Annotated in this window: 12 protein-coding genes; 7 read left to right on the plus strand and 5 right to left on the minus strand. The window is 65.9% G+C overall.

The features are described 5' to 3' along the window. Position 1: 1 nt before the first annotated feature. From AB0L82_RS38180 to AB0L82_RS38190, 3 genes are all read right to left on the minus strand, one after another. Positions 2-619: a TetR family transcriptional regulator gene (locus AB0L82_RS38180; RefSeq protein ID WP_364648320.1), complete on the minus strand. Its 618-nt coding sequence runs from the start codon at positions 617-619 to the stop codon at positions 2-4. Positions 620-721: 102 nt separating this feature from the next. Next, positions 722-1,948 (minus strand): lipase family protein, encoded by a 1,227-nt coding sequence (locus AB0L82_RS38185; protein ID WP_364648323.1) that lies wholly within the window; start codon positions 1,946-1,948, stop codon positions 722-724. Positions 1,949-2,330: 382 nt separating this feature from the next. Next, a complete protein-coding gene (locus AB0L82_RS38190) occupies positions 2,331-2,564 on the minus strand; it encodes a hypothetical protein (protein ID WP_364648326.1) in 234 nt (77 codons plus the stop codon). A 163-nt stretch (positions 2,565-2,727) separates the two neighbouring features. On the opposite strand from AB0L82_RS38190, the gene AB0L82_RS38195 reads away from it, so the two are divergent. From AB0L82_RS38195 to AB0L82_RS38210, 4 genes are all read left to right on the plus strand, one after another. Then, entirely contained in the window at positions 2,728-3,399 is a 672-nt protein-coding gene (locus AB0L82_RS38195; protein ID WP_364648329.1) for a GDSL-type esterase/lipase family protein, read from the plus strand. Between the two features lie 100 nt (positions 3,400-3,499). Next, entirely contained in the window at positions 3,500-4,330 is an 831-nt protein-coding gene (locus tag AB0L82_RS38200; protein ID WP_364648332.1) for an SDR family NAD(P)-dependent oxidoreductase, read from the plus strand. Continuing rightward, entirely contained in the window at positions 4,323-5,603 is a 1,281-nt protein-coding gene (locus AB0L82_RS38205; protein ID WP_364648335.1) for an MFS transporter, read from the plus strand. Before AB0L82_RS38200 ends, AB0L82_RS38205 begins: the two co-directional genes overlap by 8 nt. 26 nt (positions 5,604-5,629) lie before the next feature. Beyond that, entirely contained in the window at positions 5,630-6,802 is a 1,173-nt protein-coding gene (locus tag AB0L82_RS38210) for a family 1 glycosylhydrolase (RefSeq protein WP_364648338.1), read from the plus strand. A 9-nt stretch (positions 6,803-6,811) separates the two neighbouring features. Here AB0L82_RS38210 and AB0L82_RS38215 read toward each other — a convergent pair whose 3' ends face one another. Beyond that, on the minus strand, positions 6,812-8,116 hold the full coding sequence (locus AB0L82_RS38215) for a family 1 glycosylhydrolase (RefSeq protein WP_364648341.1): 1,305 nt from the start codon (positions 8,114-8,116) through the stop codon (positions 6,812-6,814). A 118-nt stretch (positions 8,117-8,234) separates the two neighbouring features. Here AB0L82_RS38215 and AB0L82_RS38220 point away from each other — a divergent pair, with 118 nt between their 5' ends. The 3 genes from AB0L82_RS38220 to AB0L82_RS38230 all read left to right on the plus strand — a co-directional run bounded on the left by AB0L82_RS38220 (position 8,235) and on the right by AB0L82_RS38230 (position 10,476). After that, on the plus strand, positions 8,235-8,852 hold the full coding sequence (locus tag AB0L82_RS38220) for a TetR/AcrR family transcriptional regulator (protein WP_364648344.1): 618 nt from the start codon (positions 8,235-8,237) through the stop codon (positions 8,850-8,852). 140 nt (positions 8,853-8,992) lie between these two features. Further along, a complete protein-coding gene (locus AB0L82_RS38225; protein WP_364648347.1) occupies positions 8,993-9,712 on the plus strand; it encodes a hypothetical protein in 720 nt (239 codons plus the stop codon). Between the two features lie 17 nt (positions 9,713-9,729). Further along, positions 9,730-10,476: a hypothetical protein gene (locus tag AB0L82_RS38230; protein ID WP_364648350.1), complete on the plus strand. Its 747-nt coding sequence runs from the start codon at positions 9,730-9,732 to the stop codon at positions 10,474-10,476. 116 nt (positions 10,477-10,592) lie between these two features. On the opposite strand, the gene AB0L82_RS38235 is transcribed toward AB0L82_RS38230, so the two are convergent. Next, positions 10,593-11,417 carry an alpha/beta hydrolase gene (locus AB0L82_RS38235; protein ID WP_364648353.1) on the minus strand — a complete coding sequence of 275 codons (825 nt, stop codon included), beginning with the start codon at positions 11,415-11,417 and terminating at the stop codon, positions 10,593-10,595. Positions 11,418-11,459 lie beyond the last annotated feature (42 nt).

Consider the following 11,459-nt stretch of genomic DNA (forward strand, 5'->3'; position numbering starts at 1 on the left):
GCTATTCGCCGATGATGAGCAGGTCGCGGCGCAGTACGGTGGTCAGGGCGTGCATCGCGGCGACCATATCGAAGGATTCGTCCTGGAGCCACTGCTCCTCGAGGCCCGAGATCGCCGCGATAATGACCGAAGCCAGTGCGGCGGCGTCGATATCGGTACGCACCTCGCCCGCGCTGACGCCCTGTTCGATCAGACGGGTGAGGTTGGTACGAAAGATCCGCGTTCGCGTGCGCGCCCACTCGCGCGCCGCGTCGGGCACGCTGTCGAAATTGAAGATGCTGACGTGCGCGAGTTTGGTGAGTTCGCGATTGCGCTGATTGCGGGCGACGATCGCATCGACGATATCGAACGCGCGCGCCACGGCCGGGCCTTCGTATTCATGGTCGATCTCGGCGGATTCGAGGGTCTGCCGGTCCAGTTCGGCGAGTACCTCGGTCAGCAGGACTTCTTTGCTGCGGAAATGGTGCAGCAGTCCGGACTGCGATATCCCGGCCGCCTGGGCGACGGCGGCCAGGGACGTTCCGCGATACCCATGTGCGGCGAACAGGGAGATTGCCGCACTGATGATCTCGGCGCGGCGGACCGGCCCTGTCAGCTCGGCGTCGCGGGTCCGCGCCATCGGATGTGTTCTCCTGATCGTCGATTACGTCGTTGTCGGCAGCCTAGCCGCCGGTGGAGGGGTCTCCAAGCTTGCCGACCGAGTGCACGGTGTGCCCGTGTTTCAGCGCACCGAGCCCAGCTGCCGATCCCGGTCGATATTGACCGGGGGTGGGCCGTCGACCATGAACCGGGTTTCGAGGAACTCCAGGGCTGGAATCTGCCCGCCCCCGGCCTCGCTCACATGGGTGCCCTGCGGCTTACGGGTCGTCTCGATGCTCGCGCCCGCCGCCCGCCAGCTCCGCACCAACGCGTCGGCCTGACCGACGGGGACCACGTCGTCGGTGTCGGCCTGATAGTTGAAGATCGGCATGGTCGGCGCGGTTCCACCGAGCGAATTTCGGTGCAGCGCATCGGCCAAACGAGGGTCACGCAGTGGATCGGGCGCAGTGGTCACGGACGTCACACGTCGAAAGGGAAACGCCAGCAACAGATCCACCACACACATGTCCGCAGCGCGGGCCAGATCCCCACGGCCGGTGGCATTGAGCATCTGGTCGATACCGGCTTCAGGGAACTCGCGGGTGTACGAGATCAACGCGCCGAAAATGAAACCGGACCACATCGTGCCATCGACATTCGCCATGACTGCCGACAGATCCGCCGGGAGACCGCCGAGTGCCGCGCCGATGAAGTCGAGTTCGGGCGCGTAGGTCGGCTGCAATTGCGCGGCCCACCCGGAGGCCGCTGCGCCGCCGGAGAATCCGTCCAGCCCCCAGCGGGCGTCCGTGCCTATGCCCGCTGGTGCGAAGTGGCCGGCCGCGCGGATCCCGTCGAGTACCGCGTGCCCGGACTGTGGGCCGGTCAGAAATGCCGATTTCGGACCCTCGAAGTCGGGTGTCACCACGGCCCAGTTCTTCGCGAGCATGGCCTCGACCCGCTTCTTGTCCTGGAATATGCCCATTCGGCTCGTGTACGAAGGGGCACATCGTGTCCCGGTGGAATCCTCGGCCGACTGAATCGACACCGCCGGGCGATTTCCCTCCCCGGTCCACGGTGCGATGGGGACGAGCACGGTGGTGACCGTGAGTTCCGGCATGTCGTGAGAGTCGTTGGTGCGGTACGCCAATTGCCAGGCGCGGGCCGGGGTGGTGGTCACGATACCGACTTCGCGACTGGCGACGATCGCGCCGTTGGCGTACGAGTCGATGTCGGGTGGTGCCACATAGAACGGATCCTGATCCGGCACAACCACACTGGCGAGGGTGGGCTCCTCCTGCGCGTACGCGGGGACGGCTACCGCCGCCCCGAGGGCCAGGAGTGCGGTCGTCGCCGCAAGACGCGAGAACATTTTCTGCCTTTCCGTAGCCGCCGGAAACCGGCCGGCGGCATGATCGGCACAGACTAGCTGACGGAGTGGTCGGTCGGTTAGTCTTCGGCTCGCGATGGGTGGCAACCCATTCGGTCGAAAGCAACGAGAGGGCCGAAATGATCAGGTCTACCGGGCGCGGAGCCGTACCCGCGATGGTGGTCGCGGCAGTCGCGACATTGCTGATCGCGCCACAGCCGGCGAACGCCCGGCCGGACGGCTGCGACAGTCTCCATTGGGTGAGCAATTGGTCCGCGAGTCCGAGTGACGCGCGCCCGGCCACCGACCTCGGTGTCACACCCGGGCGGGCTCAGACGTTTCGCGTGATCGCCACGCCGCACCTGGGTGGCGATAGTGTGCGCGTTCATCTCACCAATCGATTCGGCAAGGAGCCGGTGAGGTTCACCCGCGTGACCGTGGCAAGGCAGGCGATCGGCGCTGCGGTCCAGCCGGATTCGGTGAACACCGTTTTGTTCGGTGGCCTTGAATCGATTACGGTCGCGCCGGGCGTCGACGTCGTCAGTGATCCGGTGTCCATCGCGTTCGCGAATTTCGCGCCACTGGCGGTCAGCATCGATCTGGACTCCGCGCCCGCCACGGTTCCCGGTCACGATAACGGGAACGCGACGAGTTACCACACGGGTGGCAGTTCGGGCGACCATGCCTTGGATGTGGTGGGCGACGCGTTCGTCGATGCCACGACCCGCGTGCCCTTCCTTTCGCAGATCGATGTACTGGCCGCGCCCGATACGGCAACCGTTGTGGCCTTCGGCGATTCGATCACCGAAGGATTCGTCGGCGCCGACTTCCTCGGAAACCCGCGGGTGGATGGGGTACTCGACCAGAATGTTCGATACCCGGATTTTCTACAGCGCCGACTGGACGCGGCTGACCGCAAGCTGGTGGTGACCAACGCCGGAATCGGCGGTGACAGACTCACCCGGGACGCGATTCCGATCATGCCGCGCTTCGGACCGTCGGGCCTGTCACGTCTGCACGCGGATGTGATCGCACAATCCGGGGTCAGCGATGTCATCGTCCTGATCGGGATCAATGACCTCGGTACTCCGATCGGCGTGGGCTATGAAGAAATGATCGCCGCGTACACCACGATGATCGCTCTATTCCATCGGGCCGGCCTCGCCGTCCACCTCGGAACAGTTCTTCCGGCGTCGAATGCGTTGCTGCAGGGGTACCTCAGCATTCCTCCCGCCGATCCGGTCAGGGTGAGAATCAATGCCTGGATCCGAGCCCAGAGGCTCGCGGACAGCGTCATAGATTTCGATGCCGCGCTCCGCGACCCCGGAAATCCCAGCGTGCTGAACAAGCGGTACGCCGGTGCCGACAATCTTCATCCGAACCCGGAGGGTTATCGGGTCATGGCGGAGGTCATCGACATAGACCGATTCGCCGGGAGTGAGTGCCAGCCGTGAGCACACCGACCGTGTACACGGTATGCTCGCGTCCGGTCTAACAGACTGACTGCTTGGTTAGTGAGCTCGCCGACGCCGGCGGGCTTCAGGAAGGACACGAATGTCCGAGGTGGACAAGACAATTCAGGGCCGGACGGCCGTCGTCACCGGTGCCGCAGGCGGTATCGGGGCTGCGCTGGCGGCCGAACTCGGAGCTCGTGGGATGTCGGTTGTGGTAGCCGATATCGATGGTGAAGGGGCGAGATTCGTCGCGGACAAACTAATCCTCGATGGTGTGCGCGCGTTGGGGGTGCGGGTGGATGTGACCGATCCGGAGTCGGTGCAGGCTCTCAAACACGCCGCCTACCAGGAATTCGGCTCGGTGGAATTGCTGTGCAACAACGCCGGTGTACTGCTGTTCGGCGATATCGCGGACTCCTCGATCGGCGACTGGCGGTGGCTCTCGGCGGTGAATGTCGAGGGCATGCTCAATTGCCTGCACGCCTTCCTGCCTGATATGCGCGTGCGCACCGGCTGGCGGCACGTGATGAACACGGCCTCGACGCACGCCTTCCTCGCCGACCCCGGCCACACTTCGCTCTACTCCGCGACCAAGCACGCGATCCTGGGCATGACCCTCGGGTTGCGGTCCGAACTGGCGGCCGACGAGATCGGTGTCACCGTGCTGTGCCCCGGGCAGGCCGCGACTCGCATCATGGATTCGCAGCGCAACCGCCCGGAGGCGTTCGGCCGCAAGGCCTCCGAACCCTTCGGCACCGGCATCATCCCGATGGCGATCGCACCGGAGGAAGTCGCGCGCCTGGCCGTGGACGCTGTAATGCGGGACGCACCAATGGTTTTCGCGCTGCCCGAGCACGGGTACGACATGTTCCGGGCGCAGGTCGAGGAGATGTGGCGGCTGGCCGACAATGCCCTCGCCGACCGTGCGTAGCGACGCGTCCGGCCACCGTGCCACCGCATCGGAGGGCGAGCTCCCGCCGGAGTTGCCGCGCGGCTTCCTCTCCGGACTGTTGCTCTCCTACTTCGGTCTCTACCTCGCGGTCCTGACCCCGGTCATGGTCTCGATGGCCTTCAAGCTGGAGCACATCACCGACTCTTCACAGCGCGCGACGGCCGCACTGGGTCTGGTCGCGGGCGTTGGTGCGGTGGTCGGCATGATCGTGCACCCGGTCTCGGGCCGCCTGTCCGATCGCACGCGTTCGAGGTTCGGCCGTCGCAGGCCGTGGATTCTCGGCGGCACGATCACCGGGGTGATCGGGCTCGGCTGCGTCGGGCTCGCACCGAATGTGCCACTGGTACTTATCAGTTGGTGTCTCGCGCAGGCGGGACTCAATGCGGCGATGACCGCGGTGCAGGCGGCGGTCGCCGATCAGGTTCCCCGGGATCGGCTGGGCCGCATATCCGGTCTCGCCGGAGTCACCACTCCGCTGAGCATCCTGGCTGGGAGCGTGCTCATCACGGTGCTCTCCGGAGATGTGCCACGCTTTCTGGTGCCGGGGTTGATCGCGCTGGTGCTGGTGTTTCCGTTGCTGTTACGGCTGGATGATCGGCCCTTCGAAGGCGTCCTGGAACCTTATGGTTGGCAACAGTTCTCGCGCTCATTCGGGTTCGATCCGCGTAAGCACGCCAGCTTTTCCTGGGTGATGGCATCCCGATTCCTGGTGATGTTCGGTTACGCCGGAATCGGCACGTTCTTCCCGTTCTTCCTGGCCGAGAAGTTCGCACTCGCTGAGCGCGAGGTCACCCGCACGGTGCTGCTGGTAAATGTGGCTACCGTCGTGAGCCTGTCGCTGTCCGCGCCCATCGGTGGATTCCTGTCCGATCGGATCGCGCGGCGGCGACCCTTCGTCGCGGTATCGGGACTGATCATGGCAATGGGCTTGGCGCTGTTGGCCTTCGCGCCCACACTCGGCGCGGTCCTCCTCGCCCAGGGCGTGATCGGAATGGGTCTGGGCGCGTTCACAGCGGTGGACCAGGCGCTGTCCACGCAGGTGCTGCCGAATCCGGACGACACCGCGAAGGATCTGGGCCTGCTGGCCCTGGCCGGGAGTCTCCCGCAATCGATCGGGCCGGTGATCGCGCCCGCGGTCATCGCGGTGGGTAACGCGACCGCCCTGGGCGGCTACTCGGCCTGGTATCTGCTCGGTGCCGTGGCCTGTCTGGCCGGTGCCGTCTCGATCTATCGCGTCACCGCCGTGCGGTAGCACGTCATCCTACGAAGAGGATTCCCATGCCATTGAGAGATGACTTTCTTTGGGGCGCGGCCACTTCCGCGCATCAGACCGAAGGTAACAACACCAATGCCGACTGGTGGGGCTACGAGCAGCGGGGTCTCGTTCCCGAACGCAGCGGCGACGCGACCGACAGCTACCACCGGTACATCGAGGATATGGAGTTGCTCGCCGACGCCGGTCTCAATGCCTATCGCTTCGGCATCGAATGGGCGCGCATCGAGCCGGAGCAGGGGCACTTTTCGGTGTCGGCGCTCGCACATTACCGGCGGATGATCGACACCGCGCGGCTGTTCCGGCTCGAACCCGTTGTGACGCTTCATCACTTCACGTCGCCGCGCTGGTTCAGTCGAGCCGGTGGCTGGCGGCATCCGCAGGCGATCGACTGGTTTGCCCGCTATATCGAGCGGGTCAGTTCGATCCTGGGCGATGTCGGCTGGGTCTGCACCATCAACGAACCCAATATCGCTGCCTTGGGCCACCGCTACTTCCAGTTGGTGGCCGAACCGGGGGGAGCGGCGGCCGGTATCGCACAGGGCCGCCTGGTCCCGGACGATGAAATCGGTGATCTGCTGGTGCTCGCGCATCGTCGGGCCGTGCGGATTCTGCGTGCGGAGACCTCGGCCAAAGTCGGATGGACGGTGGCGCAGCAGGCATTCGAGGCCACGCCCGGCAATGCGGACGCTTTCGCCCGCGCCAACTACACCTGGGAGGACCGATATACCGAAGGCGCGCGGGGTGATGACTTCCTCGGCGTCCAGTCCTACACCAGCCAGCCCGTCGGCGCGGACGGTCCGATTCCGCACCCGCCGCATCCGGACAACACGCTCACCGGCTGGGCCTACCGCCCCGACGCGCTGGGCATCGCACTGCGGCGGGCATGGGACACCAGCGGCGGGCTACCCCTGCTGGTAACCGAGAACGGCATCGCGACGAGCGATGACGCACGCCGAATCGATTACACCGCTGCGGCTTTGACGCATCTCGAGGCGGCGGTGGACAACGGGGTCGACGTGCGCGGCTACCTGCACTGGAGCGCCCTGGACAATTTCGAATGGGGTCACTGGGCCCCGACCTTCGGTCTCATCGCGGTGGACCGAACCACCTTCGCGCGCACCCCGAAGCCGAGCCTGGCATGGCTCGGCGAAGTGGCGAAGAACAACGGGCTGTAGGTCTTTCGGCTATCCGGCCGGATCGAGGCAGCTGTCGAGTCCGTCCACCACCGAGCAGGTGGTGGACGGCCGAGACGGGCGGTAGTCCCCGGGAACCCCGCCCTCGGCGATGAGGGTGCGGTACGCGTCGACGGCGGTCGTCGGCCTGCGGGTGAGCGCCGGGTCATTCTTCACATCGACGGTGTAGAGGCCGAATCGCGATGTGTAGGTTCCCCATTCGTAGTTGTCGGTGATGCTCCAGTAGTTGTAGCCGATCACGTTCGCGCCGTCGGTCACCGCGCGTTGCACCCAGTAGACGATGTCTCGGAGATGGTCCGCGCGGTCGTAGCCGTCGGGCCGGAGCGCGCCGTTCTCGGTGGGCATCCCGTTCTCCACGACGTAGAGCGGCATTCCCGGAAACGCCTTGGCGTAGTGGCGAAGTGCGTAGTAGATCCCGTCGGCGGCGATGCTGGACTTCCAGGGTTCGGAGAAGGTGTTGCTGTAGCTCAGGTCGGTCGGCGACATCGAGTAGTAGTAATCCAGGCCGATGAAGTCGAGCTTGTCGACCACGCGATCGAAGAACGTGGTGTCCACGGCTGCTTCCGCGACGGGGAAGTACGCGATATTGGAGGACACCTGCGCGCCGGGTTGTACGGCGTGGATGTAGTCGTAGATATCCCGATGCAACCGCACCCACTGATCGAGCGCGGCGGGAATGTTCTCCGCGCTTACCCCGCCGGTGCGGACTTCCTGGAACGCGTAGGCCGAGGGTTCATTGAAGGTGATCCAGAGCGGGTTGAGCCCGGAGTAGCGGTCAACCACTTTGCGCGCGTTGGCAATCCAGGCCCCGGACATGTCCGTGTTGTTCCAGCCGCCGCGGTCGAAGGCCCAGCCGGGGTACACCCAGTGATCGAGGGTGATCATCGGCCGCATACCCGCGGCGTGAATGGCGGTGAGCGCCTGGTCGTAGAACTGCCAGGCAGTCGGATCGTACTGTCCCGGTTGGGGTTCCAGGCGAGCCCATTCGACGCTGATGCGGAATACCTTCGCACCGAGCGCCTTCGCGTTCGCGATGTCCTCCGGGTACCGGTGCAGGAAATCGACCGAGGTGCCGACCTGGTCCGTGAGCTGACCGGTGGCTCCCAATCGCGTCCAGTTGCTGTCGCGGGAGTCGCCTTCGTTCTGGAAGCCGGATGACGAGACGCCCCACAGGAAGTCGGCGGGCAGGGGGGTGACTCGCCGGGCGAGTGCTGGGTCCGGTGACGCGGTGGCCGGTGGCATGGCCATCAGGGCGAGTCCCGCGGCAGCCGCTGCCAGGGCGGTCCGTCGGCGCATCAGTTCTCCTCGTGCTCGCAGGTCCCGGATCGATCCGGGCAGTCTGGCCAAGACCATAGCTGACAGACCGATCGGTCAGCCAGCTCGTAGTGCGGTTCTTTGTCCTAAGCTCCACCTCATGGCGACCACCGAATCCGCGCAGCGCTCGGGCGAACAGGCCCGTACCAAGATCATCGGCATTGCCCTGCAGCACTTCGGGCAGCACGGATATCGGGGCGGATCGCTGGCGCGCATCGCCGCCGAAGCGGGTATTTCGCAATCGGGCCTCCTGCATCACTTCGGCACCAAGGCGGCTCTGTTGCAAGCGGTGCTCGGTGCGCGCGATATTCAGGACCTGGTGGCAACGGGTACCAGTCTCGAGGACTTCACCGAGATGGACTTCGACGCGCTACTCGACTTCCTGGTCCGCGTGGTGCGAAACAATGTGAACAGCCCCGACCTGGTCCGGCTGGCGCATTTGGTCGCGGCCGAGGCGTCGGGCCCGGACCACCCCGCGTACGACTGGGTGGCGGGCCGATTCCGGTTTCTGCAAACGCTGATCGGCGATGCGCTGGGTCGCAGTATCGACGCCGGAACGGTGCGCGCCGACGTCGACAGCCGTGGCATCACCGAGTGGCTCATCGCCATGGCGGAGGGGCTGGAGAATCAGTGGCTGCTCGACCCCGAGGTCGACATGGTCGGATCGTTCGAGCGATTCGTGGTCGAGTTGCGTCGATTGGTGGCCGTGCTGGACTGAGGGTCACCGCCTGAACTGCGAAAACCCTCCTTCATCGCGCGAGTTTCACGCATTTTCGAGCTGGCTGACCGATCACACGGTATGTTCCGTGGCGTCGGACACATCGCCGGTCCCGGCGCATCGCGAAGATGAGGAAGTACATGAACATTCGTCGAGCCACCCTGACCGCGGCCATTGCCGCCACGGGTGTCATCGTCAGCGCCACCACCGCCGGGGCCGCCCCGGACACCGCACCACCGCCCGTCGGCTACCACGCCACGCTCACCGAGGGGACGGTGATCACCACCCTCGACAACGGCACCTTCGCCCCGGTTGCCGACTCGGCCGCGGTCGCGATTCGCGATGCCGCCGGCCAGGTGCTGGATTCGCTACCCCTAGCCTTCGTGGTCGACGGCCAGCGCATGCCGATCGATCAGCAGATCTCCGAGGATGGGCACACTCTGCGGCTGACGCCCCGGGCCGAGGCCGTCGATCGCACGGTCCTGCGGCCGGTGGCCTCTCCGCTGGAAGATCAGTTGGCCATGAACGACCTCATCAACGCGGTCAGCATCGGCACCTCCATCGGCAGCCTGATCGGCACCGCCATCGGCGCGACGCTCGGTATCGGCGTCGGGCTCGCCATGGCCGGGGCCTCCTGCGTAGTGCTCAGCCTCGGTTGTGTGGTCGCGGTGCTGCCGATCGTCACGCTGGTCGGTGGTGTCGGTGGTCTCGCCGGGCTGGTCCTGGGTGGCGGGCCGACCACCGCCTACGCGCTCTACCAGTACGTGACGACCTTGCAGTCGGCCCCGGGTCAGAGCAAATATGCCCCGAACCTGGCCGGTAAGCCCGGGATCCCCGCTCCCGCCGCCCCGGCGAACTAGACCGGAGAACTGTCGTAATGAACAGTCCTAGAACGGCTTTCGCCGCCGCTATCTGCGCATGCGTCGTTACGGTCACCGCGGCGGGCGCCAACGCCGAGCCCGCCGGTGTGGTGCAATACCGCGCCGCGGTGGTGGCCGATTCCGTCGTCACCACCCTCGACCACGCGACCTTCGCGCTCGAACCCGGCGGGCAGGCGGTGGCGGTGCACGCCGCCGACGGGCAACAGCTGCTCGAGCTACCGCTGGCCTTCCTGCTCGACGGGCAGCGCCGAACGATTCAGCACAGCATCACCGGCGATGGCCGCACCCTGATCCTGACCCCCGACAACGGGATTCGCCCCGTGGCGTCCCCGATGGAGGACCAACTCGCACTCAATGATCTCGCCACCAATATGAGCACCGGACCTCTGGTCGGCGGTCTCGTCGGCGCGGTTGTCGGTGCGCTCGTGGGTGCGGTCATCGGCCTCGGTTCCTGCCTGGTGGTCGGCCCCGCCTGCCTGGCGACCGCACCCGCCGCCATCGGTGCGTTCGCCGGTGGCGGCGGCCTGCTCGGCACGCTGCTGATCGGCGGGGCCGCCATGGCCGACGGCCTGTGGAAGTACGTCACCACCCTGCAGGCGGCGCCCGGCGAAAGCCGGTACGCCAACCAGGACGGCATCCTCGATCCCAATGGCACCGGTGTCCCCGACGCGAACCTGCGACTGCCCAAGGGTGCGCTGGGCTCGGGTTCGAGTTCGGGTTCGGCGAGCGGGTCGGCGAAATGACCTGCCGCTGACACGCTGAACGAGCATCCAGTTCGACAGCCGGTCGGCCGGACCACGAGTGACCACCGCTCGCGCTCCGGCCGGTTGCCGGTGGGTCGGACTTCACCAACCGTGGTCTATCCAGAAATGGTTGCGGCGGTGAGGAAATCGATGACGGTGCGGTTGACCTCGTCGGGTCGTTCCAGGTATCCGTAGTGACCGCAGTGCGCGATCTCGGTGTATCGAGCGCCGGGAATCGCGGCCGCGACTTCACGGCCGAACTTGGTGGGCACCATCTTGTCGTCGGCGAATCCGATGACCAGGCTCGGCACGCGGATTCGGCGGTAGTCCTGGAGTCGGTCGCGGGAGCGATCCATGCCCAGTTGCGCTCGCAGCCCGGCCGACGGGCTACTCACCGACGCGGTGTATTCGAAGATGTCGAGCCATTCCTGTGCCTTGCTCGCATCGGTGAGGGTGCGCTCGGACAGGTTCAGCATGGCCTTGATCGCGGCGGCATACTCCGGCGGCAGTTGTATGCCCTTGTCGATCAGCGCCTGCTCGCCGCGATTGAGCAACTGCGCCACCGGATCCGGCCGCCCGGTCGCCGCCATCATGACCGCGCTGCCGATCAGATCCGGCCTTGCCAGCGCGAGTTCGGCCACCACGCGCGAACCCATCGAGGTGCCCACGATATGCGCGGGTCCGCCGCCCAGATGTTCGATGAGGGCGGCGATATCGCCGACCATGTCCTCCATACGGATACCGGCGGCGCTCTCGTCCGAGGGCGCGATGCCACGATTGTCCGGGGTGGCGACCCGGAAGCCCGCCTGCACCAACGCGGGCACCTGATAGGTCCGCCAGACCCGCCCGGGACTACCGGTACCCATGACGAGCACGACCAGCGGACCGGAACCGGAAACCTCATAGCTGAGGCCGATTCCATTCAATGTGACAACAGGCATGCTTCTTCTTCCGTGCGGAGACGTGACAGTGCAGGTTAGCGG

It is taken from the genome of Nocardia sp. NPDC052001 (assembly GCF_040680615.1).
Taxonomy (GTDB): Bacteria; Actinomycetota; Actinomycetes; order Mycobacteriales; family Mycobacteriaceae; genus Nocardia.

Excerpts from the sequence above, each read along its gene's own strand:
- AB0L82_RS38180 (WP_364648320.1), bottom strand. The coding sequence starts at position 619 with ATGGCGCGGACCCGCGACGCCGAGCTGACAGGGCCGGTCCGCCGCGCC.
- AB0L82_RS38185 (WP_364648323.1), bottom strand. The coding sequence starts at position 1,948 with ATGTTCTCGCGTCTTGCGGCGACGACCGCACTCCTGGCCCTCGGGGCG.
- AB0L82_RS38200 (WP_364648332.1), top strand. The coding sequence starts at position 3,500 with ATGTCCGAGGTGGACAAGACAATTCAGGGCCGGACGGCCGTCGTCACC.
- AB0L82_RS38210 (WP_364648338.1), top strand. The coding sequence starts at position 5,630 with ATGCCATTGAGAGATGACTTTCTTTGGGGCGCGGCCACTTCCGCGCAT.
- AB0L82_RS38215 (WP_364648341.1), bottom strand. The coding sequence starts at position 8,116 with ATGCGCCGACGGACCGCCCTGGCAGCGGCTGCCGCGGGACTCGCCCTG.
- AB0L82_RS38220 (WP_364648344.1), top strand. The coding sequence starts at position 8,235 with ATGGCGACCACCGAATCCGCGCAGCGCTCGGGCGAACAGGCCCGTACC.
- AB0L82_RS38225 (WP_364648347.1), top strand. The coding sequence starts at position 8,993 with ATGAACATTCGTCGAGCCACCCTGACCGCGGCCATTGCCGCCACGGGT.
- AB0L82_RS38230 (WP_364648350.1), top strand. The coding sequence starts at position 9,730 with ATGAACAGTCCTAGAACGGCTTTCGCCGCCGCTATCTGCGCATGCGTC.
- AB0L82_RS38235 (WP_364648353.1), bottom strand. The coding sequence starts at position 11,417 with ATGCCTGTTGTCACATTGAATGGAATCGGCCTCAGCTATGAGGTTTCC.